Origin of the sequence: Vitiosangium sp. GDMCC 1.1324 (genome assembly GCF_003044305.1) — a bacterium.
In the GTDB taxonomy this organism is placed as follows: domain Bacteria; phylum Myxococcota; class Myxococcia; order Myxococcales; family Myxococcaceae; genus Archangium.
The window spans coordinates 430,758-456,075 of record NZ_PZOX01000001.1 but is presented as its reverse complement, the minus strand read 5'-3'; the positions used below and the strand labels follow the sequence as shown (position 1 = coordinate 456,075).

The 25,318-nt window shown below is 68.5% G+C and carries 19 protein-coding genes and 1 riboswitch; of the genes, 7 read left to right on the top strand and 12 right to left on the bottom strand.

Annotation, left to right across the window (positions count from 1 at the left end; translation table 11 throughout):
• The first annotated feature begins 11 nt into the window (after positions 1–11).
• The 4 genes from DAT35_RS01720 (at position 12) to DAT35_RS01705 (ending at position 8,356) form a co-directional block, all read left to right on the top strand.
• Positions 12–2,483 carry an OPT family oligopeptide transporter gene (locus DAT35_RS01720; RefSeq protein ID WP_108065106.1) on the top strand — a complete coding sequence of 824 codons (2,472 nt, stop codon included), beginning with the start codon at positions 12–14 and terminating at the stop codon, positions 2,481–2,483.
• Between the two features lie 149 nt (positions 2,484–2,632).
• Complete coding sequence (locus DAT35_RS01715; RefSeq protein ID WP_199242769.1) at positions 2,633–4,729, top strand: AAA family ATPase; 2,097 nt, start codon at positions 2,633–2,635, stop codon at positions 4,727–4,729.
• A 541-nt stretch (positions 4,730–5,270) separates the two neighbouring features.
• On the top strand, positions 5,271–7,037 hold the full coding sequence (locus DAT35_RS01710) for a HEAT repeat domain-containing protein (protein WP_108065104.1): 1,767 nt from the start codon (positions 5,271–5,273) through the stop codon (positions 7,035–7,037).
• Between the two features lie 5 nt (positions 7,038–7,042).
• Positions 7,043–8,356 carry an HD-GYP domain-containing protein gene (locus DAT35_RS01705; RefSeq protein WP_108065103.1) on the top strand — a complete coding sequence of 438 codons (1,314 nt, stop codon included), beginning with the start codon at positions 7,043–7,045 and terminating at the stop codon, positions 8,354–8,356.
• Between the two features lie 16 nt (positions 8,357–8,372).
• Here the strand turns inward: DAT35_RS01705 and sugE are convergent, their stop codons facing one another.
• Positions 8,373–8,699 (bottom strand): quaternary ammonium compound efflux SMR transporter SugE, encoded by a 327-nt coding sequence (gene sugE, locus DAT35_RS01700; protein ID WP_108065102.1) that lies wholly within the window; start codon positions 8,697–8,699, stop codon positions 8,373–8,375.
• Positions 8,700–8,715: 16 nt separating this feature from the next.
• Positions 8,716–8,780, bottom strand: a riboswitch (guanidine-III (ykkC-III) riboswitch).
• A gap of 115 nt (positions 8,781–8,895) precedes the next feature.
• Entirely contained in the window at positions 8,896–9,336 is a 441-nt protein-coding gene (locus DAT35_RS01695) for a MarR family winged helix-turn-helix transcriptional regulator (RefSeq protein ID WP_108065101.1), read from the bottom strand.
• 216 nt (positions 9,337–9,552) lie between these two features.
• Between DAT35_RS01695 and DAT35_RS01690 the strand changes: the two genes are divergently transcribed.
• Together DAT35_RS01690 and DAT35_RS01685 are read left to right on the top strand one after the other, a co-directional pair.
• Positions 9,553–10,755, top strand: a complete 1,203-nt coding sequence (locus tag DAT35_RS01690) for an MFS transporter (protein WP_108065100.1) — start codon at positions 9,553–9,555, stop codon at positions 10,753–10,755.
• Between the two features lie 85 nt (positions 10,756–10,840).
• Positions 10,841–11,629, top strand: a complete 789-nt coding sequence (locus DAT35_RS01685; RefSeq protein WP_108065099.1) for an SDR family NAD(P)-dependent oxidoreductase — start codon at positions 10,841–10,843, stop codon at positions 11,627–11,629.
• A gap of 16 nt (positions 11,630–11,645) precedes the next feature.
• Here DAT35_RS01685 and DAT35_RS01680 read toward each other — a convergent pair whose 3' ends face one another.
• The 8 genes from DAT35_RS01680 to DAT35_RS01645 form a co-directional block, all read right to left on the bottom strand.
• Entirely contained in the window at positions 11,646–12,602 is a 957-nt protein-coding gene (locus DAT35_RS01680) for an RluA family pseudouridine synthase (protein WP_108065098.1), read from the bottom strand.
• Positions 12,596–12,859: a hypothetical protein gene (locus tag DAT35_RS01675; RefSeq protein ID WP_002627508.1), complete on the bottom strand. Its 264-nt coding sequence runs from the start codon at positions 12,857–12,859 to the stop codon at positions 12,596–12,598. Before DAT35_RS01675 ends, DAT35_RS01680 begins: the two co-directional genes overlap by 7 nt.
• A 90-nt stretch (positions 12,860–12,949) precedes the next feature.
• Positions 12,950–14,356, bottom strand: coding sequence for a helix-turn-helix domain-containing protein (locus DAT35_RS01670; protein WP_108065605.1), 1,407 nt, complete (start codon positions 14,354–14,356; stop codon positions 12,950–12,952).
• Between the two features lie 8 nt (positions 14,357–14,364).
• The gene (locus DAT35_RS01665) at positions 14,365–15,249 is read right to left on the bottom strand and encodes a MinD/ParA family protein (RefSeq protein ID WP_369945070.1); all 885 of its coding nucleotides are present in this window, start codon (positions 15,247–15,249) and stop codon (positions 14,365–14,367) included.
• A 188-nt stretch (positions 15,250–15,437) separates the two neighbouring features.
• Positions 15,438–17,159 carry a hypothetical protein gene (locus tag DAT35_RS01660; protein WP_108065096.1) on the bottom strand — a complete coding sequence of 574 codons (1,722 nt, stop codon included), beginning with the start codon at positions 17,157–17,159 and terminating at the stop codon, positions 15,438–15,440.
• A 128-nt stretch (positions 17,160–17,287) separates the two neighbouring features.
• Complete coding sequence (locus DAT35_RS01655; RefSeq protein WP_108065095.1) at positions 17,288–17,887, bottom strand: HNH endonuclease; 600 nt, start codon at positions 17,885–17,887, stop codon at positions 17,288–17,290.
• Complete coding sequence (gene selA / locus DAT35_RS01650) at positions 17,881–19,278, bottom strand: L-seryl-tRNA(Sec) selenium transferase (RefSeq protein WP_108065604.1); 1,398 nt, start codon at positions 19,276–19,278, stop codon at positions 17,881–17,883. The genes DAT35_RS01655 and selA overlap by 7 nt, the downstream gene beginning before the upstream one ends.
• 69 nt (positions 19,279–19,347) lie before the next feature.
• Positions 19,348–21,741 carry a transglycosylase SLT domain-containing protein gene (locus tag DAT35_RS01645; RefSeq protein ID WP_108065094.1) on the bottom strand — a complete coding sequence of 798 codons (2,394 nt, stop codon included), beginning with the start codon at positions 21,739–21,741 and terminating at the stop codon, positions 19,348–19,350.
• A gap of 102 nt (positions 21,742–21,843) precedes the next feature.
• Between DAT35_RS01645 and DAT35_RS01640 the strand changes: the two genes are divergently transcribed.
• On the top strand, positions 21,844–24,096 hold the full coding sequence (locus tag DAT35_RS01640; RefSeq protein WP_108065093.1) for an ATP-binding protein: 2,253 nt from the start codon (positions 21,844–21,846) through the stop codon (positions 24,094–24,096).
• A gap of 7 nt (positions 24,097–24,103) precedes the next feature.
• On the opposite strand, the gene DAT35_RS01635 is transcribed toward DAT35_RS01640, so the two are convergent.
• Both DAT35_RS01635 and DAT35_RS01630 read right to left on the bottom strand, forming a co-directional pair.
• A complete protein-coding gene (locus DAT35_RS01635; protein WP_108065092.1) occupies positions 24,104–24,643 on the bottom strand; it encodes a hypothetical protein in 540 nt (179 codons plus the stop codon).
• 47 nt (positions 24,644–24,690) lie between these two features.
• Positions 24,691–25,233, bottom strand: coding sequence for a hypothetical protein (locus tag DAT35_RS01630; protein ID WP_108065091.1), 543 nt, complete (start codon positions 25,231–25,233; stop codon positions 24,691–24,693).
• Between the last annotated feature and the right edge of the window lie 85 nt (positions 25,234–25,318).

Sequence of the window (25,318 nt, the reverse complement as noted above, 5' to 3'; positions counted from 1 at the left end):
GGAGAACCCCCTTGTCCCACGGCCCACCGCCGATCTCCGAGGACCGCGTCCCCCTCGCGGAAGTCTCCGCCCCCGTCACCTACCAGCCCTATATCCCCCCCACCGAGTCGCGCCCGGAGCTGACGGTGCGCGGGCTGGTGCTGGGCTCGGTGCTGGGCATCATCTTCGGTGCCTCGTCGGTGTACCTGGCGGTGAAGGTGGGCCTGACGGTGTCCGCCTCGATTCCGGTGGCGGTGCTGTCCATCGCCATCTTCCGGGCGCTGGGCCGCTCCAACATCCTGGAGAACACCATCGTCCAGACGGTGGGCTCGGCCGGCGAGTCGCTCGCCTTCGGAGTGGCCGCGGCCCTGCCAGCGCTGCTGCTGCTGGGCTACGACATCGACCTCTTCCACGCCTTCCTGGTGGCGTCGCTCGGCGGCGTGCTGGGGGTGTTGATGATGATTCCCCTGCGCGAGGGCCTCATCGTCCACGAGCACGGCAAGCTCACCTACCCCGAGGGCACCGCCGCGGCGGACGTGCTCGTCGTCGGCGAGGAGGGCGGGACGAACGCGCGCACGGTCATCCTCGGCTTCGCGGTGGGTGGCCTCTACAAGTTCGTCTACGCGGGCCTGCACCTCTTCAAGGAGATCGCGGGCACGGCGCTCAGTTGGGTGAAGACGACGGCGGCGGGAGTGGCGCAGCGGGCGGGCTACGCGGGCGGCTCCATCTCCGTGGAGGTGAGCCCGGAGCTGCTCGGCGTGGGCTACATCATCGGCCCGCACGTGGCGGCCATCACCTTCGCGGGCGGCGTGCTCAGCTACCTCATCCTGATTCCCCTCATCACCTTCTTCGGCAGCGGCCTGGAGCACCCGCTGCTGCGGCCGGACGGCACGCTCATCCGGGACATGGATCCGGACACGGTGCGAGACGCGTACGTGCTGTACATCGGCGCGGGCGCGGTGGCCACCGGAGGGCTCATCAGCCTCGTCCGCTCGCTGCCCACCATCGTCCATGCCTTCCGGCGAGGGCTGGACACCTTCCTGGCCTCGCGGCGCAAGGGGCCGGCGCCGGTGATGCTGCGCACCGAGCAGGATCTGCCCATCACCGTGGTGATCGTGGGCAGCGCGCTGCTCGTGCTGGCCATCTGGCTGGCGCCTCCGCTGCACGTCAACTTCGTCTCCGCGGTGCTCATCGTGGTGTGCGGCTTCTTCTTCGTGACGGTGAGCGCGCGGATCACCGGGGAGATCGGCTCCTCGTCCAACCCCATCTCCGGCATGGTGGTGGCCACGCTGCTCATCACCTGCCTCGTGTACCTGATGTTGGGGTGGACGAGCTCCGAGGACCGCTTCATGGCGCTCACCACGGCGGCCATCGTGGGCATCGCGGCCTCCAACGGAGGCACCACGGCGCAGGATCTGAAGACGGCCTTCCTCGTGGGCGGCACGCCGTGGCGGCAGCAGATCGCCCTCTTCGTGGGCGTGCTCACCAGCGCGCTCCTCATCGGTGTGGTGCTGGTGGTGCTCAACCGGGGCGCCACCGCCATCATCCCCGAGACGCACCCGGGCCAGACGGTGAGCGTGCTGAGCGAGGAGCGGCGGACGCAGCACACGTACCCCTGGGCGGTGTCGGAGCAGGCGCTGGCGGCGCGGGGCGTGAAGCTCGCCGAGCTGAAGGGACCGCTGTGGAGACAGGGCCTGGAGGTGGCCCAGGGGCCGGGTGGCACCACCGAGCTGCGCAGCTGGAACGCGGTGCCGCTGGAGCACGTGGCGGCCACGGACGTGCGCCTGCCCTCGGGCCAATCGGTGAAGGTGTCCGAGCTGGGCGCGGTGACGCCGGGCCCGGAGCGCACCTGGCGCGTGGGCTACGTCCGAAGCTCGGAGACGTCGGTGCCCACGGGGACGTACCTGGTGGATGAGGCGGGGGCCATCCACTACGTGGTAGATCCGGGCATTGGCGGCCGCATCACCAGCTACGAAGGCGTCCCCCTCACCCGCTACCCCGCGCCCAAGGCCCAGCTCTTCGCCCTCATCATCGATGGCATCCTCACGCACAAGCTGCCGTGGGATCTGGTGCTGGTGGGCGTCTTCATCTCGCTGCTGCTGGAGCTGTGCGGGGTGTCCTCGCTGCCCTTCGCGGTGGGCGTGTACCTGCCCATCTCCAGCACCACCCCCATCTTCGTGGGCGGCATGGTGCGCTACGTGGTGGACCGGGTGCGCGGAGGCACCGCCGCCGAGTCCGAATTCTCCCCCGGCACCCTGCTCTCCTCGGGCTACATCGCCGGCGGCGCCATCGCGGGCGTGCTCATCGCCTTCCTGGAGATCGCCAGCGACGGCGCCTGGACGCGCGCCATCGACATCCCCGGGCGGCTCGGCAATACCCCCTTCTCCCGCTTCCTCCAGGAGTCGGATACGTGGAGTCTGGGCTTCTTCGCTTGCCTCACCGTCCTACTGCTTTTCACGGGCCTCAAGGGTGAGAGCGGCGCGCAGACCCCTCCTGCGAAGTAACGGTCGAATCTTTCAGCGAAGTTGCATGGAAAGACAAACATCCTCCGCCCCCCAATAAAAAAGGAAATGGAGGCCGGCCATACACGGTACTGGTGCCTGCTCCTCGTCCCGGTGGTGAAACCGGAGAGAGAGGGCGGAGGAGAACCGAGGTGGCCTGGACCGGGTGGACAGCGCGGGTATTGGGACTGGCGCAGCTGGAAGGCCCCGAGGGCCAACGGGTACGGCTGGAGCGGCGGGCCGCGACGCTGCTGGCCTATCTGGGGCTGGAAGGGCCCTCGCCGAAGCTCTCGCTGACCAACCTGCTGTGGCCTGACTCGCCGCCCACGACCGCGCGCAACAACATGCGCCAGTTGCTGCGCCGCCTGCGGCTGGCGTGCGGTGGCCTGGAGCTGGTGCGGGCCGGCGCCGAGCGCCTGGAGCCCGGCCCCGAGCTGCGCGTGGACGTCGCGGACCTGAAGTCCGCCGCCATGACTCACGCGCACGCCCGTGTCCTCGAGGCCCTGCACGCCGGGGCCGGGGTCGGATTGCTGTCGGGCTTCGACTTCGATGACTGCCCGGAGCTGGCGCGATGGCTGGACGGCGCCCGCACCGCCGTGGAGGGATGGGTGCGCCAGGCGCGCGAGGCGGAGATCGAACGCCACACGGCCCAGGGCGACTGGAGCACCGCGCTCGCCCAGGCCCAGGCCTGGGTCCAGCACGAACCCGAGTCCGAGCAGGCCGGCCGCCACCTCATCCGCCTGCACTATCTCCAGGGGGACCGCGGTGCCGCGCTCGCCGCCTTCGAGCGGCTGCGCTCCGTCCTCTCCCGCGAGCTGGACGTCACGCCCATGCCCGACACCCTCGCCTTGGTGCGGCACATCGAGAAGGGCACCCAGCTCCCCCGTCCTCCCGCCGCGTCTCCCTCGCCCCTTCCCCTGTCCGTGCTGCGCCCCCCGGTGCTCGCGGGCCGGGAGGCAGCCTGGCGCCAGCTCGAGGAGGGTTGGAAGGCTGGCCAGGTGCTGTTCATCACCGGCGAGCCCGGCACCGGCAAGTCCCGCCTCGCCGAGGAGTTCGCGGCCACCCGGGGGCGGTGGGTGCGGATGGAAGGGCGCCCGGGAGACCAGGACATCCCCTTCGCCTCGCAGGCCCGCGCCCTCCGGACCCGCATGGCCGCGCAGCCCGAGGTGAAGATGCCGGACTGGGTGCGCACCGAGCTCTCGCGCATCCTTCCCGAGCTGGGCGCCTCCTCGAACCCCATCCCGCCCCTCGTCTCCGAGGCCGACGAGCTGCGCTTCTACGATGCACACGCGGAGGCCATCCGCCTGCTCCACGAGCACGAGGACGTCGTCGTCGTGGACGATGTGCAGTACTGGGACAAGGCCAGTGCGAAGATCTTCACCTACGCGCTCGCCCGCGTGTTGGACTCCCGTGCGGGCACGACGCGAAGGCCGTGCTTCATCGACTGCTACCGCCGGGGCGAGCTCCCGCCCTACTCCGAGGCCAACGTGCGCCACCTGGTGGACGCGGGCCTGGCGCGTGTCATCGACCTCGGCCCGCTCTCCCCCGAGGAGGTGCGCCAGTTGCTGGCGGGCCTGGATCTGCCCGGCGCGGAGCTCCACGCCGAGGCCCTGGCCCGCTACACCGGTGGCAATCCCCTCTACATCACCGAGACCCTCAAGCACCTGCTCGAGACCGGCTCCCTCCACAAGGACTGGCCCCACCGGCTGCCGCCCCCCGGCCGTGTCGGTCCCCTCATCCAGCGCCGCCTGGAGCATCTCTCCCCGTTGGCCCTCCAGACCGCCCAGCTCGCCGCCCTGGCGGGCTCACACTTCCGGCCCGCGCTCGCCCCCGATGCGCTCGAGGTGACCACCACCGCGATTCATGCCGCGCTCGCCGAGCTCGAGGCCGCGCAGGTCCTGGTGGGTGAGCGCTTCAGTCACGATCTGGTGTTGGAAGCGGTCCGGGCCGGTATCCCGCCCGCCGCCGCCCGCGTCCTGTCGGGCCGCCTCGCCACCGTGCTCGAGCGGGACGGAGCCCCGGCCATCCTCCTCGCGCACCACTGGATGGAGGCGGGCTCGGTGGATCGCGCACTGCCCTACCTGCTCGCCTCCGCGCACGCGGATGAGCAGGTGCTTCCTCCGGAACAGGCCGCCGACCATTACGCACGAGCCGCGGCCCTCATGGACACGGCCGGCCGGCCCGGAGAGGCCGCGCGGGCGCGCATCGCCGAGGCACGGTGCCGCACCCGTTCTCAGCGCCCCACCTGAGCGCGCTGTCACGCCGCCCGCGAGTGGCTGGCAGCTCATGGCCAGCTGGCACTGGTCCGCGCTCGGCTCGGTCATCAGCAACAACAACTACGGGGACTACCAGAACCTGAACTTCGTCACCCGGTGCGGGGACGGCGCGCTCTTCCTCGTGGGCATGCACCCGGCGAGTGCAACCTGGACGCGAGCGGGGGCGTGTACGTGGACCCGAATGGCCGCCTCGTCCTCTACAGCACGGAGCACGCCTCTGAAGCGCGCGTGCCTTCCATTCCAAACATTTGCAGTCCGTTTCCCCTTGATGGGGCCCACTCCGATGCTCAGGTAGGGAGCTCGCGCTCCTGTTCCGAGGCGTGTACCGGTGCGGCGGGCGTCTGTTCGAACGGCGCTCCGGGCCCTGCCGGTGCACGCTCCCGGTAATCATTCCAGCCAGGCCGCGCAACCCGCCCCGGGGTGATACATCAAAGGAGGCGAAACGGGAAGAATCGGGGTACACTGAACTTCCCCCCCCTTCGTCCCCGCTCGCCCACCCAAGGACGTCGACGTCATGGCCCAGGCACAGACCGCCCGCTCCACCTCCGCCCCGGAATCCGCGGCGGATCCAGCTACGCAAGAGAAGGTGGAGGCGGCTCGCGACTTCACGTTCCATCTGCTCAAGGGCATCAAGCAGATCGGCATGTACCGGCACAACGAGGCGAGATTTCCGGATTTCCTCGCCCGGGCCCATGAGTCCATCGCCGCGTATACGAACAAGCACGGCCCACTGTCGCTCAAGGTGGAGCAGCAGAACTTCATGCTGCACGGCGAGCCGATCTTCTCCGAGGACACGCCGCTGCCCTACAAGTTCTACCGGGACGGCATCCGCCAGCTCATCTTCCGCCCGGGCCTCCGGATCGAGGAGCTGGTGACGTTCACGCTCATCGCCCTGTCCGAGCCGGATCGCGGCGCGGAGGACGTGCTGTCGCAGCTGTGGAGAGCGGGTCTGGAGCACCTCGAGTACGTGGTGGTCGAGGGCTTCAAGATGGACGAGGTCTCCGAGCAGGAGGTCGAGGTCGAGGTCGACAAGGTGGTGGGCTACCTCTACTCGCGCCTCAAGACGAACTCGGACGACTACCTGCGCTTCGCCCGCGTGAGCGCGGACGACCTGGATTCCAAGATGGACGGCGTGGAGCAGATGCGCGGCCTGGTGGTGTCCGGCACGTACGCCTCGGACGATCTCAAGGCCCGGCTCCAGCGGGAGATCACCGAGGAGGAGCACTCCCGGCTCTTCCCCAAGCTGGTGAGCGCCATCTTCCAGGTGATCGAAGGCGGCGTGGACGACACGGCGCTGCTCGAGGAGGTCTTCGTCCAGCTCCTGGACGCGATGCTCATCCAGGACGACTACGGCACCATCAACCAGATCGTCCTCAAGCTGCGCGCCATGGGGCAGCGCGAGCCCGGTGGCAGCGCCAGCCTGCTGCTCTCCCACTTCACCCTGAAGATGGGCGAGGAGCAGCGCGTGATGCGTCTGGCGGAGGTGCTCAAGACGACGCGCCCGAAGACTCCGGTGGACATCACCCGCTACCTCCAGGCGCTGGATCCCTCCACCATCTTCTCCGTGCTCAACGCGCTGGAGATGATTGAAATCCCCGAGAACCGCATCCTGGTGTGCGACGTGCTGGCGAAGTTCGCGCAGGAGAACCCGCAGCCCTTCGTGCAGCGGCTGGAGTCCGAGCGGCCCCAGACCGTGCGCGACATGGTCTACATCCTGGAGAAGAGCAACCACCCGGACCGGGTGAAGATGTTCGGCCTGGTGATGCTCAACAAGAACCTGGCGGTGAAGCTGGAGGTGATGAACATCATCGCCCGCGGCCGCACCGCCGAGGCCCGCAAGCTCATCCTCGACGCGCTCAACGACTCCGTCACCCAGGTGCGCATGCTGGCAGCGCGGCTGCTGCCCGAGTTCGACCGTGACAAGGCCTACGTGGACCTGGTGCGCGTGTTGAGGGATGCGAACTTCGACAAGAAGAGCCTCGAGGAGCGCACGGCCGTCTACAGCGCGCTCGGCGCCACGGGGCTGCCGGGAGCCATCTCGATGCTGCTGCAGATACTCGCGGTGAAACCCACGCTGCTCAACAAGAAGAAGGTGGTGGAGGACAAGCTGCTGGCCGTCGCCGGGCTGGCGGGCGCGTGCTCCATTCCCTCGTACAAGGCCTTGCAGGGCGTGGTGGAGGACAAGAACCAACCCCCCGAGGTGCTCACCGCCGCGCGCAAGGCCATGTACCAGACGAAGAAGACGCTGTTCGGCGAAACCGCTGGCAACGAGGAGGCGTGAGAGCCATGCCGGACAACCTGAAGGTCACCCAGGGCCAGGAAGAGAACATCAACGAGTTCGGCCGCGGCTACTCGGAGAAGCTCCAGACGCTGGCGCGCGGGCTCGTGTCGGGCCTGTACATGCTGATCCGCTCGGTGAAGATGTATGACCCGGAGAACGCGGTCTTCGAGAAGCCGCTGCTGCAGCTCCAGGACATCGTCAACCAGATCATCTCCAAGGAAGGCCGGCTGGAGCTGGTGGGCGTCAAGGACTCGTTCTACCTCAACAACATGCTGGTGAAGGTGGACCTCAACTCCATCGACAACCAGCGCTACCTGCTGGGGGAGATGCGCGCCAAGGACGTGGGCGGCATCTCGCTGAACAAGCCCGTCACGGTGCCGGACCTGAAGAACTTCATCTGGATCTTCAGCAAGGAGCAGTCGGCGGCGGCCGAGGAGGACGGGCTGGCGGGCCGCAAGCTGCTCAACATGAAGGTCGCCCGCTTCTCCAAGCTGAAAGAGAAGCTCAACCGGGACGAGCTGGCCAACCCGGATGACCAGAAGGTGGACCGCAAGAAGTACGCGCTGACGGTCTATGCGCGCGCGGTGTTCTTCCTCTCGAAGTACCTGGAGTCGGTGCAGCAGGGCAAGCCGCTGAACACGTCGAAGGCACTGCGGCTGGTGCAGGACTTCGTGGACATCGCCTTCGATCAGAAGACGCACTTCCTGGGCATGACCACGATGAAGCGCGAGGCGGACTACCTCGTGTACCACCAGGTGAACGTGTGCCTGATGAGCATCGTGTTCGGGCAGGAGCTGGGGCTGACGAAGCAGCAGCTGCGCGACCTGGGCTACATCGCGCTCTTCCACGACGCGGGGATGAGCACCATCCCCGAGGAGCTGGCCACCAAGCGCGGCGCGCTCAATGGTGAGGAGAAGGCGATCATCCAGAAGGCGCCGCTCATCTCCATCCGCAACATCCTGATGGAGAAGGGTTTCTCGCGCTCGACGCTGCTGCGCGTGGTGACGACGTTCGAGCACAAGGCCGACTTCGGCACGGCGGTGCGCGACGGGCGAGGCAACATCCAGATGATCATCCCGAAGACGAACCTCGGGGTGTACGCGAAGATCATCGCCATCTGCGACACGTACGACGCGCTGACGTCGAGGAGGCCGTACCGGGAAGCGTACGGCCCCGAGGTGGCGCTGATGCTGATGTGGACGGAGATGCGCAACAAGTTCGACCCGGAGCTGCTCCAGGTCTTCATGCGCGTGATGGCCATCCAGCCGGTGAAGGTGCTGAGCCGGCGGCAGCAGACGATGTCGCTGGGCGGGGTGTGATGCGGCGGGGGCGCGCTCAGTGCTCCGCGCCCCCCGTGAGCTTCAGGCCGATGATCGCGGTCAGCAGCAGCGACAGGAAGAAGACGCGAGCGGGTGTGATGGGCTCCTGGAACAGGAAGACGCCCAGCACAGCCGCGCCCAGGGCGCCAATGCCCACCCAGATGGCATAGGCGGTGCCGATGGGCAGGCTCCGGGCGGCCACCGACAGCAGCACCATGCTGGCGATGATGGCCGCGACCGTCAGTACGGTGGGCAGGGGACGGGTGAAGCCTTCGGTGTACTTGAGCCCGATGGCCCAGCAGACCTCGAGCAATCCAGCGACGACAAGCAGCAGCCACGCCATGACGCGCACTCCTTCTCAGGCGTCGTCTTGTCGTGACCGGGTACGGCGCACCTCGTCCGGGTCGATGGCGCTCACCACGAGCCCATCGGACGGAGCGGAGGGATAACCCCACCCCTCATTCCTGTCCAGGGCAACCCGAGCCCCGCCCCTCTTCTTCCGCGGAGCATCCGGCGGGCACTTCCATGCACCCCCTGACTCAGGAGAGTTGGTGCAGGGCGGCGACCAATGGCGCGAGCTCCGGGGTCTGCTCCGCCTCGGACAGCGTCGACTCGAGGACCTCGTCGTGGGTGGGACGGGCCTTGTTCAGCAGCGCCCACCCGTCCTTGGTCAGCTCGGTGTAGATGCCGCGCCGGTCGTCCTTGCACAGGATCCGGGTCAACAGCCCCCTGTCCTCCAGCCTGTTCACCAGGCGCGTCGTCGCGCTGCCAGACAGCGCCGCCGCCCGGGCGAGCTGCTGCATGCGCATGTGCCAGCCGTCCTGCCGCGACAGCGCATCCAGCACGGTGTACTCGACCACCGACAGCTCATGTCGGGCCTGGAGCTCCTTCTCCAGCGCGGCGTCGATGAGACCGTGGAGCGCGGCCAGCGTCCGCCAGCCCTGGGCGCGGACCTGCACCGCATCGTCGGCGATTCCCATGGGGCGTCTCCTTCCTGTCGTTCGGCCCAGGCAGCTGGGTGAACGCTCACTCCCTTCCATATAGCAGCCCACGCGCATAGCACGCGTGTGCACGGATATAACCGGCGCGCGCCGTTAGTTGCAGACGCGCCATATCCTGGATATATAGCCCGCGTGCGCCGTTAGTTGCAGACGCGTCATACATCCACGCATCGAGCACGGAAAAGGAAGAAGGCCATGCCGCTCGGCTTGCTCGCCCTCGCGATCGGGGGCTTTGGAATCGGACTCACCGAGTTCGTGATCATGGGGTTGCTCCCCGAGGTGGCAGGCGACTTCGGCGTCACCGAGTCGGTCGCCGGTTGGCTCATCTCCGGGTACGCGCTCAGTGTGGCGGTGGGGGCCATCGTGATCACCGCCGGAGTGACGCGGTTCAACCGCAAGCACGTGTTGCTCGGGCTGATGGTGCTGTTCATCCTCGGCAACGGGCTTTCCGCGCTGGCCGCCAGCTACACGGCCATGATGATCGGACGAGTCGTCGCGGCCCTGTGCCACGGGGCCTTCTTCGGGATCGGGTCCGTGGTCGCCGCCGACATGGTCGCCCCCACCCGGCGGGCGGGAGCGATCGCGATGATGTTCGCCGGCCTGACCACCGCCAACGTCCTGGGTGTGCCCCTGGGCACACTGCTCGGCCAGCAGATGGGCTGGCGGTCGACGTTCTGGGCCATCACGGTCATCGGGGTCATCGCGATGATCGGCCTGGCGCTCCTCGTCCCCAAGCGCACGCCCGCGAACACCCAGGCGGAAGGACAGGGGCTGCGCGGCGAGCTGCGCGCCTTCACCCACCCGCAGGTCTGGCTGTCCATGGCCGTGACCATCCTCGGGTTCGGAGGCGTGTTCGGCGCCTTCACATACATCGCCTACATCCTGACCGAGGTCAGCGGCTTCACCAGCGCGACCGTGCCCTGGCTGCTGATCCTCTTCGGCGCTGGCTTGTTCATCGGCAACTTCCTCGGTGGCAAGGCGGCCGACAAGTCCGTGTCCAGGACGCTGCTCTCCATGCTGCTCGTGCTCACCGCCGTGCTGGCAGTGTTCGCACTCACCGCCCACAGCCAGGTCATGACCGTCATCTCCCTGATCCTCATGGGAGCCTCCGGGTTCGCCCTCGTGCCCGGGCTGCAGATGCGGATCATGCACTACGCCGAGCAGGCCCCCACCCTGGCCTCCGGGGCGAACATCGCCGCCTTCAACATCGGCAACGCGCTCGGCGCATGGCTGGGTGGCCTGACCCTCAGCACCGGGCTCGGGTACACCGCACCGATCTGGGCCGGCGCGGCCATGACACTCGCCGGGCTGGGCGTGCTCCTGGCCGCGACCCGGCTCGCCCACCGCAACCCCGTCCACGGCACCCCGCTCCATCGGCAGGTCGAAGGGGTCGCCTAGTCGACACGTTCACCGCATTGCCCCACCGCCAGGCATCCGTCGATGCCAGGACACGAATCCACCTCTCTCCGAAACACGGCCCGTCATGAATCTCCACCTCGACCACAAGCTCGCCCTCGTCACCGCCTCCTCGGGAGGCATCGGCAAGGAAATCGCCACCAGCCTCGCCCGTGAAGGCGCCACGGTGATCATCAACGGACGCACCGCCGCCAGCGTCGAGGCCGCCATCTCCGACATCCGCACCCGCGTGCCGGGCGCGAAGCTCGAGAAGCTGGCCGCCGACAATGGCACCGCCGAGGGCACCACCGAAACCCTCCGCCAGTTCCCCGAGGTGGACATCCTCATCAACAACCTCGGCATCTACGAGGCCGTGGGCTTCTTCGACGAGACGGATGCGGACTGGCAGCGCTTGTTCGAGGTCAACGTCCTGAGCGGCGTGCGCCTCGCCCGCCATTACCTCAAGGCCCAGCTGGCGAAGAAGACCGGCCGCGTCATCTTCATCGCCAGCGAGGCCGCCATCAGCCCCTCGCCCGAGATGGCCCACTACAGCGCGACGAAGACCATGCAGCTCTCCATCTCCCGCAGCCTCGCCGAGCTCACCAAGGGCACCGCGGTCACCGTCAACACCGTCATGCCGGGCTCGACCCGGACCGAAGGTGTCGCGAAGTTCGTCCAGGACCTCTTCCCCGGCCTGTCCCTCGAAGAAGCGGAGAAGCGTTTCATGCGCGAGAACCGCCCCACGTCGTTGATCGAACGCCTCATCGACCCGAAGGAGGTCGCGGATTTCGTCACCTACGTGAGCAGCCCGCTCGCCTCCGCCATCAACGGAGCCGCCCTTCGCATCGACGGCGGGCTCGTGCGCAGCGTGTTTTGAGGCTCCGCCCGGGGCCCTACTTCTCCGAGCGGCCCCGCAGCACCTTCAGCGCCGCGGTGAAGTCCGGAGGCAGCGGCGCCTCCACGTGCAGCGTCTTGCCCGTGCGCGGGTGGGGGAAGGCCAGCTTCCACGCGTGCAGCGCCTGACGGCCCAGCACCTCCTGCGCCTCCTCCGCCCTGCCCTTCGCCTTGCGGCCCGCTCCGTACACGGTGTCGCACAACAGCGGGTGGCCCGACTCCGCCAGGTGCACGCGGATCTGATGCGTGCGGCCGGTGAGGAGATCCACCTCCACCAGCGAGGCGCCCTCGAACGCCTCGCGCACCCGGTAGACGGTGATGGCCGGCTTGCCCTCCTTCACCTTGCCGGTGAAGCGCTGGCGGTGCACCGGGTGGCGGCCGTAGAGCGTCTCGATACGCTCCTCGGCGGCCTTCGGCGTCCCGTGCACCAACGCCAGGTACGTCTTCTCCACCGCACGCGTCTTGAAGGCCTTCTGCAGCGCAACCAGCGCCGATTCGTGCTTGGCCACCACCAGGCAGCCCGTGGTGTCCTTGTCCAACCGGTGGACGATGCCCGGGCGCAGCTCGCCGCCCACCCCGGCCAGGTCCTTCACCCGGTGCAGCAGCGCGTTGACCAGCGTCCCCGACGCGTGGCCCGCCCCCGGGTGCACCACCATCCCCGCCGCCTTGTCCACCACGACGAGATCGCGATCCTCGTGCAGGACCGCCAGCGGTAGCTCCTCGGCCACCGGCACGGCCGGCACCGGAGCGGGAACCGTGAGGGAGAGCAACTCGCCACCCTTGAGGCGCAGGGAGGCCTTCGCGGCCTTGCCATCAACCTGCGCGTGACCGGCCTCGATGAGGCCCTGGATGCGCGAGCGCGTGAGCTCCGGAAAGGAGCGCGCAAGCACCTGATCGAGCCGCTCGCCACGGGCTTCGGGCGGGGCACGGTGCTCGCGAACGTCGGGGGCTACCAAATCTTCGACTTCACGTGCGCCTTGGAGCGCAGGACGATGTCGTTGATGGCCCGCTCGAAGAAATTCATCCTCTGGAAGATCTCGGGGCTCACACGGCTCTTGTAGAGCTCACGGCCCTCCTCGAGCTCCTCCTTGAGGACCTCGAAAAGGTTGTCCTGCTCGATGCCCTTGATGATCTTCTGCTCGTTGTAGAGCGAGATATCCGAGGCAATCGCGCGGGCCAGCCGCATGGCCTTGATCTTTTCTTCTTCAGTCATCCTGGAGCTTTCTAAGCAGCCCCCCAGGGGGTGTCAACTTCGCTGACACACAGCGAGCACCGGGGAACGCTCGGCCGCCCAGCAGGGTCCTCACCGCCGATTCTTCTCACCGGATGCGACAAGACCCATGTAGCTCCGGGAGACCCGGAGCGGATCCAGTCCCAGCTCGCGGGCGATGCTCATCAACATGCCGCGCAGATAGACGCCCGCGGGGAGGATGTCGTAGCGGTCCGCCTCGATGTTCTCCACGTGCCGGGCCGAGATGCGGGTCCGGTCCGCGAGCATCTGCAGCGAGATGCTGCGGCCCTCGCGCACGCGGCGCAGCAGTTCGCCATTGAACTCGGCGTCGGACGGGATGTCGACGACGGTCTTGAGCCGGGTGCGCGAGTCACGAGCCTTCACCGCCACCTGGGCGAGCGCCGACTCGGCGGTGGCGATGGCCGAGGCCTGGGCCAGCACCGGGGCCTCGCCGAGCTGCTGGCCGTTGGACGCAGCACGGGAGGGAGCGGACCGGGTTCCATTGCGCGGGGGCAACGGGGGCGGCACGGAGGAGCCATGGCGGGCCACCGGAGCGGAGGGCCGGGCATGGGCCGCGGGCCGCAGGGTCCCGGGCATGGGCGTGAGGGTTCGGGACGTGGGAATGGAGACGGAGGGCGCTGCGGCCACGGGTAGAGCCGGAACGGCGGGCTCGGCCGGTGTGGAATGGGCTACCCCATTTGAATTCGCCGCGGGGCCCCCGGCGGGCTTCACCCCGGCAACGGGCCCCGTCTCGGCCACCGGCTCCGCCTCGGTCACCACCACCGTCTCGGACACCGGCACCGTCTCGGACACCACCACCGCTTCGAGCGGCTCGTCCTCGGCGGCGGATGGGGCCTGAGCCTCCGCTGGCTGCTCGGGCGTGGCTGGCTGCACCTGCGTCACCACCGGCTGCTCGGGCGTGGCTGGCTGCACCTGCGCCACCACCGGCTGCTCGGGCGTGGCTGGCTGCACCTGCGCCACCGCCACCTCGGACACGGCCGGTTGCGCCTGCACCACCGGCTGCTCGGGCGCGGCCGGCTGCACCTGCGCCACCACCGGCTCCTGCACTGCCGGCTTCGCCTCGGCCGCAGGCTTCGCCTCGGCTACGGGCGCCGGAGCGGCCACCACCGCGACCGGCGGCTCCCCTGCCCCGCTCGCTGGCGCCTTCCCGGCATCGGACTCGGCCGCGCGCTTCAGGGACTCCGCCCGCAGACGGGCCAGCTCCTCGGGCGTGCGGGTCACGCCGATCTTGCGATCGTACTCGATGCGCAGATCCAGCTCGCAGAGCACCTCCATGGCCTGCGTGAGCCGCTGGCGCAGGGCCTCGAGCTGCTCCGGATCCACCAGCGTGTACACGGCGATGGAGTCGGGCGAGTACGTCTCCATCGCTCGCGCATAGGCGTCGAGGATCTGATCTTCCGAGGCGGTGATGGCCACCTCCAGGAGCTCGTAATAGGTCTGCTGCTCGAAGTGCTTCATGGCGGACGTCACCCCGTCACCCCGTCGATCGCCAGAAGGCGATCGGCGATGCTCTGGATTCCGATGGCGGCTGGAGACTCGGGTTTGTCGAGGACGATGGGCCGGCGTCTGCGCACCGCGCGCCACGCCTCGTCGTCGTAACGGATGGCCCCGAGGTCATCCATCTCCAGGCCGAAGAACTTCTTCCACGCGGACACCACCGCGGCGCCCACGTTCAGGTCGCCATCGGAGCGCGCCTGGTTGAGCACCAGCTTCACGCGGAAGGCGGCCAGTTCCTTCTCGAGCCGCTCGGCGAGCGCGGCGTTCTGCTGGCGCACGTGCTGGATGATTTCGAAGGGGGTGCGCGCGGCGCCCTCGCGGGTGGACAGCGCGCGCTCCACGAGCCGCTCAATCCCGTACTGCGACTCCACCTGCTGGAGCCTCCGGTAGAAGGCGGCCTTGACGAAGCGGTAGGCGTTCTCCACCGAGGTGGGCTCGGGCAGCAGCACCAGCACGCAGTGGTCGGCGATGATGAAGAAGTCGAGCGTGTTGAAGCTGGAGCCCGCGCCCAGATCGAGGATCAGGTAGTCCACCGTTTGGGTCTGCAGGCCGCGCAGCAGCCGCTGCTTCTGGGCGTACTTGATGTTGGCGGCGTCCAGCACGTCCAGTGCACCGGCGATCAGCGACAGGTTGGGCACGCCCGTGGGAACGATGACGTCCTCCAATCGTGCCTTCGGGCGCAACATGAAGTCCGACAGAGTGGCGGTGGGCTGGCCGACACCAAGGCAGGTGTGGAGGTTGGCGCCACCCAGGTCCGCATCGACCAGGAGCACGCGCTGACCTCGGATGGCCAGGGCGACACCGAGGTTGGCGGAGACGAGCGACTTGCCAATACCACCCTTGCCGCCACCCACCGCGATGATGCGATGGGGTCGGACCCGCGCGCCGAGCCCCGGAGAATCGGGGTCCGGACGCGCGGCCCCGCCCGCGGACTGTGCGGACGAGGGCGAACGGGCGGGCTGCGACGCGGAAGAGGGACTGGGGGGACTCAAGGCCCCCGTATCAAAACCCGTCCCGGGCTCCGCGTCGACTCCCTGGCCAACTAGTTGATGATCACCCGGCAGGCGCAGGCCGAGGTGCCATTACACGCGGCGCCCGTCGAGGAGGTACAGGCAAGCCCCGAGCAGCACGGGTTGGCCGTCGAGCATGCCTGGCCACTGGACGAGCAGGTAGCCCCAGGCTGGCAGGTCCCCGTGGTGGTGCCGGAGGGGATGTCGCAGCGCAGGCCCTGGCAGCAGTCTGAACCGGAGGTGCAAGCCCCGTTCTGCGGCTCACAGACCGTGGGCTGCTGGCAGGTTCCCCCCGAGCAGGTGCCCGAGCAGCACTGCGCCCCGCCCGTACACGTGGCGCCGTTGGCCTGGCAGGTGGGTCCACCCGTGCCCGCGTCGGCGGTGGTTCCACCGTCCGTGGAGGGCGTTCCCCCGTCCGACGTGGACGGAGGAACCTGGCAGGCGCTCGTCAGCTCGGTGTTGGGCAGGCACTGGGTCCCCGGGCAGCACGTCACGCCTCCCTGGTTGCAGAGCGTGCCCACGGGCGCACAGGTGGGCTTCTGGCACGACAGCCGGCCGGTGCCGTCTCCCGCCGGGAGGCACAGCGCGTCATTGCAGCACTGGTCGGAGAACTGGCAGGTGTTCCCCTCCGGCATGCAGCAGCCCGGCTCGCCGGTGTAGCCGCTGGGGCAGGCCCCGAGGCCACCGTCGATGCCCGCGCTGCCGAAGCACCGCGGCACGCCGGACGAGTCCACGTGGCACACGGCCTTCTTGCCGTCGCAGCAGTTCTGGCTCGCGTTGATGTCCGTGACACCGCCGTCCGGCAGCTTGCCGGCGCCGCAGATGTTGCCCACACCGTTGCAGGACTGGCCGTTGTCGCAGCGGCCCCCCACGCACTTCACGCTGCCGTTGGGGTTGGGACCGCCACCACAGCAGTCACTGTCTTGCGTGCAGAAGTTTCCGGTGAGCTTGCAGCCACTCACGGGCTGGCAGACCGTGGCGCCATAGCCGAGGTCCACGCATGTCCGCGAGCAGCACGTGGAGCCAGAACTGCACGGGTTGCCGTCCTGGATGCACCCGCCACCGCCACCGCCGGTGACGAACTGGCAGCGACCCACACCACCGTCGGCGTTGGCCGAGCACGCGTTGCCACAGCATTCCGCGTTCCGGGTGCAGATGTCGTTGTAGCCCTGGCACGAGTAGGCACGAGCGCAGATGCCGGCCTGGCAGTTGGTGGAGCAGCAGTCCCCGTCCACCGAACAGGCCTGGCCCACCACCTTGCACACCGACGTGGTGTCGCTCGGAATCTGGGCGCACTGGCCGCTGGTGCACGTCTTGGTGCAGCACTGCTCGGGGGTGGAGCACGAGCCTCCGATGTCCAGGCACTGGGAGGAGCCGCACTTGCCGCCCTCACACACGTTGGTGCAGCACTCGATGCCCGAGGTGCAGGACTCGCCAGCGCTCCGGCACAGAGGGTTGGGCTCCGGACAGTGGCCGTCCTCGCCGCACACGCCCGTACAGCACTGGGCACCCTTGTCCCGGCTGCAGAGCGCCCCCGCCGCCACACACTGGGAGCCCGGACCGCCGTCCAGGACCGTTCCGTCTCCTCCATCCGGGGTGGTGCCGCCACCGTCCGGCTCACCATTCCCGCCATCCCGGCCACTGATGACGCCACCGTCATCCGTGTTTCCGGGCGGCGTCTCGCCGCAGTCGCAGCCCACGAAGCTCATGACGAGCGCGAGCGCGCCCGCCACCAGCCAACGGTTTCCCTGCATAGGTTTCTCCCTCGACAGTCGACGCGCGGACGCCCTCCGCGCACCTCGGGAGACCCCGGAAGCAGGGCACCGGCCACTCTCACTGTGAACGACATGCCATGGGGAGAACGCCCATCGGCCTGGCCGGATCAGTCGTCGAGCAGCTCGACGTTCCAGTACGAGGCATCCGCCAGGTTCAGGAACGGCAACCACTCACGGTAGGTGATGCGACGGGAGGCCCCGCGGAAGAACGGCGTCCACCGGGGCCGCACGGGCACCTTGAGCAACCTCATCCCCGCCTGCTCCGGCGTGCGCCCGCCCTTCCGGAGGTTGCAGGGCACGCACGAGCACACCACATTCTCCCAGCTCGTCTTGCCTCCCTGGGAGCGGGGCACCACGTGGTCCAGGTTGAGTTCCGAGCGGGGAAGCTGCCGGGCGCAGTACTGGCAGGTGTCGTGGTCGCGCGCGTAGATGTTGAGCCGGGAGAAGCGCACCCGGCCGCGAGGCAGGTACTCGTAGGCGGAGAGCACCACCACCCGGGGGACGCGGATGCGCCGGTTGATGGTGCTGACACTGTCATGAGGTGCGGTGGCGCTCAGGGCCGCCCAATCATCGAACTCGTAGAGGCGGTACTGCGCGTCGATGGCCTTGGCCACACCCAGGTAGAGGAGCGAGAGGGCGCGCTTCACCGAGGTGACGTGCACCGGTTGGTAGTTTCGGTTCAGGACGAGAACGGCGCTGTTCAACATGGCTGCCTTCCCTGTGAGGCCATACCAACGGCTTCAGCGACCGGCCCAAGGTCCTCCTCTGCCAGGCACCGGACGTCCATAACCACCTCGCCGTCCGAGATCCGCCCGATCACCGGAACTTCCGCCCCCCGGAGACATTCCAGGAAGGCCGCAGGCTCCTCAACGGTGAGGATGCACGCAAAGGACGGCAACCGGGCCAGGGGCATCGCTCCTCCGCCTACCTGCCCGGAGATGGAGGACACACGGGCCTTGATTCCCTTCACCGCCAGGAGTTGGAGCAAGCGCTCGGCACGGGCACGCAGCTCGTCCGGGGGACAGGTGAGCAACCGGTAGGTGGGCACCGCCTCTGGACGTCCGTCCCGGTACAGCTCCAGCGTGGCCTCCAGGGCCGCCACCGTCATCTTGTCGATGCGCAGCGCCCGGGTCAGCGGATGCTTCTTGATGCGGGAGATCAGCCCGGCGCGGCCCACGATGATGCCGGCCTGGGGCCCGCCGAGCAGCTTGTCGCCAGAGAAGGCCACCACATCGGCGCCCGCGGCCACGGTGGCCGGAACGGTGGGCTCGCCGGTGAGGCCCTCACCAGAGAGCGGCACCAGCGCCCCCGAGCCCAGGTCCACGACCACCGGCACCCCGCGCGCCCGGCCGAGCGCGGCCAGTTCCTTCACCTCCACCTCTTCCGTGAAGCCCACCAGCGCGAAGTTGGAGCGGTGCACCTTCATCAACACGCCCGTGTCCGGCGTGAGGGCCGACTCGTAGTCCGAGCGCCGGGTGCGGTTGGTGGTGCCCACCTCCACCAGACGCGCCCCGGACTGCTTCATCACCTCTGGCACGCGGAAGCCGCCGCCAATCTCCACCAACTCTCCGCGCGAGACGATGGCCTCGCGGCCCACCGCCAGCGTGGCGAGCACCAGCAGCGCCGCGCCCGCGCAGTTGTTCACCACGAGGGCGCCCTCTGCTCCGGTGAGTTGGGTGAGCAGCTCGACGACGGGGGCATAGCGGCTGCCGCGCTCGCCCTCGTCCAGGTCGTATTCGAGGTTGGAGTAACCCCGCGCAACGGCGGCCACGCGAGCCACGGCCTCGGGAGCCAGGGGGGCTCGGCCGAGGTTGGTGTGCAACACCACGCCGGTGGCGTTGAGCACGGGCCGCAGGTTGGGCGTGGCCAGGATGCGCAGCGCCTCGTCTACATCCGAGTCCTCGAAGGGACGAGCCTCGCCGCGCAGCAGCCGCCCGCGCACGCGATCCACCGCGAGCCGTAGCGCCGCCACGGCTCGGGCACGCGGAATTCCTGCCAGCCGTGCCTCCAGGGAGGGACGGCGCAGAAGCTGCTCGATAGAGGGGAGCGCGCGCAGCAGCGCGTTCTTCCCCCCGTCTTCGGCCGAGGGTGCACCCACGACCACAAGTCTAAGGGAGCGGGGGCGCTCGCGCCAGCCAACCCGCCCACCCTTCACACCCTGTTCACATCACCGGCTCGCCGCCTGCACGGCGGGCACCTTGGAGGGCCGCCCGTAGAGGAGCTGGTAGGTGTTGTAGGAGCGCAGCACCCGCTTGATGTAGCCGCGCGTCTCCGCGATGGGCACCTCCTCCACCCACGCGTCCAGCGGCATCCCCGGGCGATCGGCGCGCCACCTGTCGATGGCCAGCGGGCCGGCGTTGTAGCTGCCCACCGCGAACGGCGTGTGCCCGGAGAACCGCTTGACGAGCCCACCCAGGTAGTGCGCACCCAGCTTGATGTTGATGTCCGGCTCCAACAGCGACTGGGTCGTCACCTTCTTGAGCTTGAGCTGGTGCGCCACCGACTGCGCCGTGGAGGGCATGAGCTGGGTGAGACCCAACGCGCCCGCCCACGAGAGCGCCTTGGGATCCAACGCGCTCTCCTCGCGCATCAGCGCCTGGAGCAGATCCGGCTCCACGCCGGCCGCGGCGGTGTGCTTCTCGATCAGATCTCGGAACGCGTTGGGATAGGCCACCTCCCACACCGGCCGCGTCTCCGGGGTGATGCGGCCGCTCAGGTCACGGCGCAGCGCCACGCGGGCCACCGCATGGGCCCCGCGCTCGTCACCGGAGTACGCCAGCAGCTGGACGAGCAGCCGGATGTTCTCCGCGGGCAGGTTGGTGCGGTTGACGGCGAGCAGCTCCGAGGAGACGCTCTCGGGGAAGCCCAGGCGCAGCAGCTCCACGGCGGCGGTGAAGTGCGCATCCTTCTCCATCGCCCCCGCGTGCAGGGGCCAGGGGGCCCGGCGCTCCTGCTGGGTGAAGTCGATCTGCGCGGCCACGCGCTGCATGCGCGCCGGCTCCAGCTCGCGCAGGGTCGTGCGCGCCATCAACCCGTAGTAGGTGGCCGGGTGCTCCACCGCGAGCGTCTCGAAGAGCTCCGCGGCGGCCTTGGAGTCCCCCTTGTCCTGCAGGGTGCGCGCCCGCCAGTACGCCGCGCGCTCCACGTCGTACGTCTCGTCCGCGTCGGCGAAGCGCTTCTCGATCTGCTCGAGCATGGGCAGCCCGCCGTCCTCGGCCTTGAGCGTGCGGGAGATCCAGAAGTCCTTGAAGAGCGCCTCGCCGAGGAAGTCTCCCTGGGGATAGAGCTTCGCGAGCTCCTTGAGCCGCTGCGAGGCCAGCTCCAAGCGGCCCGTCTTCACGTACAGGTCCGCGGCATAGAAGAGCGCATCGTCGGCGAAGGAGTGGTCCGGGTACTCACGGGCGAGCCGCTCGTACGTCTCGGGGCCCTTCACCTGGTCCACGATGGAGCGCGAGGAACCCAGCACATAGAGGGCCCGCGGCAGCAGATCCCGATCCTGGCACTTGTCCACCACGGGGGTGAGCGTGGCGATGGCGCGCGAGTGCTGGCGCTCCTTGCGCATGCCCTTGCCGTAGGCGAAGTGCGCGCGGCAGGCGAGCGCGTCCGGCAGCTTGAGCTTGGGCAGCAGCGGCTCGAGCACCTGGAGACCCTGTCGGTTGCGGTTGAGCTCGATGAGCTGCTCGCCGCGCAGCACCTTCATCTCCACCGGCGGCTGCTGTCCCTTGAGACGCTTCTCGGCCTGCTGGGCCAGGGGCGTGAGCGGGTGGCTGGCCCACAGGCGCCAGAGGAACTCGCGCTCACGCACCTTGTCCTTCTTCTCCGCGGCGATGTCGGCGCTGGCCATGAGGGCCTCGGCACCCACGTTGCGGCCCCACGACGGCGAGGCGCGGCTGGTCAGGGGCGCGAGCGCGGCGAGCGCGGCCTCGGTGTCCTTCGCCTTGCGCAGGACACGGCCGAGCGCCAGGCGAGCATCGGCGTACAACCGGGAGCCCTCCGGCACCTGGGCGAGCAACACGGCCGCGTCGACGAAGCGCCCGAGCGACTCGAGCGCCACGCCCGCATGGGTGAGGCAGCGATCGCGCAGCGCGGGGTAGTCCTCGGCCAGGGCGGTCATCTCCTCGGCGGCACGCTTGTCGTCCCCGGCGCGCACGGCGCTCAGGGCGCGCAGGTAGCGCACGGGGAGCGAATCCCCCTCCTTCTCCAGCAGCTCCCGGGCCCGAACGTAGAAGCCCTTGTCGAAGGCCTGCTTGGCCTCCTTGAGCTTGCCCTCGCCGAAGTACGGCGACAGGTCGTCCAGGTCGTAGGCGCGGCCCTTGAAGATCTTCGGCTGGGCGGGCGCGGGCGGGGGCGGGTCGGGGAACGCCGGGTTGAGCACCTCCACGAACCCGGGAGGCACGAGGATCTTCTCCGCGTCGGGGGGCGGAGAGAGCTGGGCCTCGGACGGGGCGTTGCCCGTGAGGGACTGGGGAGCCGCGGAGGGCTCCTCGGTGAGCGGCGCCTGGGTGAAGGCCAGCGAGGTGGCGGCGGCGGCGGCGGCGAGCAGGGGGACGAAGGCTTTCATACGGGAAGGGCCCTCAGGTGATGCGCCTGGGCAGCCCCGGAGACAACCGGAAGCAGGGAAAAAATTTCCACGAGCGAACGGAGGTTAGACTGTCCGCAACCCATGGACATCCGGACACAGAGCGCACTCCTCGCAGCCATCATCGGGTTGGCGCTGGGCGTTTCCATGTTGTTGAGGGCGGGACGTCCGAGGGTGCTCACGCTCTACTCCGTCTTCACCTTGACGGTGGGCGGGTACTACCTGTCCAGCTTCTTGCACAGCCTGTTCGCGCGCGCGGAGTACCCGTGGGTGACGCGGGTGGCCGTGGGCGCCACCATTCTACTGGCTTCGCTGGTTCCTGGCGCGGCCGTCGCCTTCTTCCTCGAATTCCTGGGGGTGAGCAAGGGGACGTCTCTGCTCGGCCGGCGGCTCGCTATCCTCTCCGCCATCTTCGGCCTCGCCGTGGCGGTGTCGCCCCTGGCCCTCAACCGCTGGGCCCGCGTGGCCATGGGCGCCTGGGTGCTCGGAGCCCTGCTGGGCTCGGTCTCGTTGCTGCTCCGACGAGTCAGCACCACCGAGTCGCGTATCGAACGGTTGCGGCTGACGTACCTGGCCATCGGCGCGGGCGCGGCCATCCTCTTCAGCGCGCTGGACTTGCTGGAGCGCTACGGCCTGCCCTTCCCCACCCTGGGGCCGGTCTTCACCACGCTCTACCTGTTCTTCCTGGCGCAGACGCTCCTGCGGCTGCGGCTGATGGACCTGCACGAGCTGCTGGGGAAGATCGCCTCGCAGACGGTGCTGGCCACCATCCTGGCCGCGGTCTTCACCGTGCTGACGGTGTGGGTGGACGAGAACAACACCTCGCTCTTCGTCTTCAACACGGTGGTGGCGGCCTTCGTGGTGCTCATCCTCCTGGAGCCGCTGAGGGTGAAGGTGGAGGAGCAGGTGGTGGCCATCTTCTTCCGCGAGCGCTTCGAATTGCTTCGGGTGCTGGGCGGCGTGCGCGCGAGGATGGCGGGCGTCATTGAAATCTCCGAGCTGGCGCGGATGACGCTGGACGCGCTGCACGAGTCGGGGCGCATCACCCACGCCTCGCTGTACCTGCTCGCGGAGGACCGGCCGGGCTACCGGCTGCTGGACGCGCGAGGGCCGGCGCCGGTGAGCTTCCTGGACACGGGCGCGGCGCGCGGCGTGCTGTTCGCGGTGGCGTCGGGACAGAAGGCGGTGCTGCTGGAGAACCTGGAGCGGCGCATCGTGGTGCTGAGGCAGCAGGCCGTGGAGGGCAAGCGCTTCCGCGACGAGCTCAAGCGGCTCAACGACACGCGAGCGGCACTCCTTCAGATGAAGGCCGGCATCACCGTGCCGCTGCTGGGCAACGACCGCGTCATCGGCTTCCTCAACCTGTGGGACGAGCGCTTGCCGGAGGCGTACGCCTCGGACGAGATCGCCCTCATCCTGGAAGTGGCCGAGCGGCTGGCGACGGCACTGGAGAACTCGAAGCTGTACGAAAAGATCCGCGAGCGCGACCGCCTGGCGGCCCTGGGAGAGATGGCGGCGGGCTTGGCGCACGAAATCCGCAATCCGCTGGGCGCCATCAAGGGGGCGGCGCAGTGCCTGGATCCCAAGCGGCTGCCGGGTGAGGAGGGCGAGTTCCTGGAAGTCATCGTCGAGGAGGTGAACCGCCTCAACGGAGTGGTGTCGGCGTTCCTCGATTACGCGCGGCCGCTGAAACAGACCTTCGGTCCCACGGACCTGAACGAGGTGGTGACGCGCACGGTGCGGCTCATCCAGAACGAGATGCCCAAGGGGATCGAGCTCAAGATCGAGCAGGAGGAGGCCCTGCCGAGAGTGGAGGCGGACGCGGAGCAACTCAAGCAGGTGCTGATCAACCTGGTGCAGAACGCAATGCAGGCGATGACCGACACCGGGGGAATCATTACGGTGAAGACGGTGCGGCCGGATCGCTTCAACGACTTCCGCTCCTCGGCGGGAGACTCGTTCGTGGAGCTGCACGTGTCGGACACGGGCCCAGGGATTCCGCAGGATCAACAGCAGCACATCTTCGTGCCCTTCTACACGACGAAGCAGAAGGGCACGGGGCTGGGGCTGGCCATCTGCCAGCGCATCGTGAAGAACCACGGCGGGGCGCTGTCGGTGCAGAGCAAGCCGGAAGAAGGCGCGACCTTCATCATCCGCCTGCCCGTGCCCCTGTCCGAGCCGGCCCAGTTCTCGGAGCCGGTCATCGTGGATGGGACGCCCTTCCCCACCACGAAGCCCGCCGAGGCCGTATCGCTGGACGGTGGCACTCCGGAGCACACACCGACGCCGAAGCCCGAGCGCAAGTCGAAGCGAGAGAAGAAGCGCCGCGCGAGCTGAGGCCGAGCTACTCGACCGAGCGGCGGCCGCGAGCGTTGGGCTTCTTGTGACGCTTCGCCCCTTCCGCAACGTCCTCCGTCACGCCGAGACCCGCGAACTTCCGGGCGCGAGCCAACGTGCTGTCGATCTCCTCCCGCAATGCCGGGTGATATTTCCGGCCACGGGTCCTCCGCTCAATGTCGGTGATGAGCTCGGCGGTCTTTCGCCTGCCCGCAGGAGAGCCCTTTGATGCCATCGCGGACATGACGCATGCCAGAAGTCGACGGTCCATCGTTGAATAGCCGAGCTTCTCCAGCCGCCGCAGGCATGACGAGAACAGTCTCCAGGAACCATCGCTGGCCGCCACAATGAGATCCTCGGCGATTCGCCTCCGAAGTTCTCGCGCCTCGACCACGGTGCGCACTTCCGTGAGAAGCCGTTTCTCGAGCTGCTTGTAGGCTCGGATCTTTTCGTCAACAGATGCGTTGCGCAGCGAAAGAGAGAGACGCCCTCTCTCTTGTCCTATGCGCAGCGACCCCTCCTCTGCTTGTGTCAGAAGCCTGAGCATGGCAACCGCTCCTCATTCCATGAGTAGAGCGCCTCTGGCCAGAAACGCTACTCGACCGAGCGGCGGCCACGTGCCTTCGGCTTCTTCGAGCGCTGCGCCCCTTCCGAGACGTCCTCCGTCGCGCCGAGACCCGCGAACTTCCGGGCGCGAGCCACCATGAACTCGACCTGCTCCCGCGCTTCCGGAGCTGGAGGCCGAATGCGAGCCCGCCGTTCGAAGTCGATGAGGAGGGCAACCGCTTTGCTCAGCCCCGCTGGAGATCCCTGGGCAGCTTGCGCTGCCCAGCAACAGACCAACAACCGATCGTCCATTGAGGCGTAGCCGATCCTCTCCATTCGCCGCAGGTACGGCGAGAACCTTCTCCAGGGTCCGACACGGGTTTCCATGAGCAGAGAGTTGGTGATCCGCCTCTGCACTTGCCGCTTCCCACTCGCGGTACGCATCTCCTTCAGGAACCGTTTCTCGAGTTGCTTGAACGCCTGGATCTTTTCGGCGAGAGATGCATTTCGAAGCGAGAGGTAGAGCCGATCCCACTCTTGAGCCAGGCGCCACAGCCGCTCCTCCTCTTCCTTTGTCAGATGCCTGGACATGGCAGCCGCACCCTATTCCACGTGTAGAGCGCCTCCGGCCAGAAACCGTTGCTCGTGCAGTATTCCAAGCACGAAGCGCAGCGGC

What these genes read in the sequence shown, in the direction of transcription:
- DAT35_RS01710 (WP_108065104.1), top strand. Translation starts at nt 5,271, where the DNA reads ATGGCCCAGGCACAGACCGCCCGCTCCACCTCCGCCCCGGAATCCGCG.
- DAT35_RS01705 (WP_108065103.1), top strand. Translation starts at nt 7,043, where the DNA reads ATGCCGGACAACCTGAAGGTCACCCAGGGCCAGGAAGAGAACATCAAC.
- sugE (WP_108065102.1), bottom strand. Translation starts at nt 8,699, where the DNA reads ATGGCGTGGCTGCTGCTTGTCGTCGCTGGATTGCTCGAGGTCTGCTGG.
- DAT35_RS01695 (WP_108065101.1), bottom strand. Translation starts at nt 9,336, where the DNA reads ATGGGAATCGCCGACGATGCGGTGCAGGTCCGCGCCCAGGGCTGGCGG.
- DAT35_RS01690 (WP_108065100.1), top strand. Translation starts at nt 9,553, where the DNA reads ATGCCGCTCGGCTTGCTCGCCCTCGCGATCGGGGGCTTTGGAATCGGA.
- DAT35_RS01685 (WP_108065099.1), top strand. Translation starts at nt 10,841, where the DNA reads ATGAATCTCCACCTCGACCACAAGCTCGCCCTCGTCACCGCCTCCTCG.
- DAT35_RS01675 (WP_002627508.1), bottom strand. Translation starts at nt 12,859, where the DNA reads ATGACTGAAGAAGAAAAGATCAAGGCCATGCGGCTGGCCCGCGCGATT.
- DAT35_RS01670 (WP_108065605.1), bottom strand. Translation starts at nt 14,356, where the DNA reads ATGAAGCACTTCGAGCAGCAGACCTATTACGAGCTCCTGGAGGTGGCC.
- DAT35_RS01660 (WP_108065096.1), bottom strand. Translation starts at nt 17,159, where the DNA reads ATGCAGGGAAACCGTTGGCTGGTGGCGGGCGCGCTCGCGCTCGTCATG.
- DAT35_RS01655 (WP_108065095.1), bottom strand. Translation starts at nt 17,887, where the DNA reads ATGTTGAACAGCGCCGTTCTCGTCCTGAACCGAAACTACCAACCGGTG.
- DAT35_RS01645 (WP_108065094.1), bottom strand. Translation starts at nt 21,741, where the DNA reads ATGAAAGCCTTCGTCCCCCTGCTCGCCGCCGCCGCCGCCGCCACCTCG.
- DAT35_RS01640 (WP_108065093.1), top strand. Translation starts at nt 21,844, where the DNA reads ATGGACATCCGGACACAGAGCGCACTCCTCGCAGCCATCATCGGGTTG.
- DAT35_RS01635 (WP_108065092.1), bottom strand. Translation starts at nt 24,643, where the DNA reads ATGCTCAGGCTTCTGACACAAGCAGAGGAGGGGTCGCTGCGCATAGGA.
- DAT35_RS01630 (WP_108065091.1), bottom strand. Translation starts at nt 25,233, where the DNA reads ATGTCCAGGCATCTGACAAAGGAAGAGGAGGAGCGGCTGTGGCGCCTG.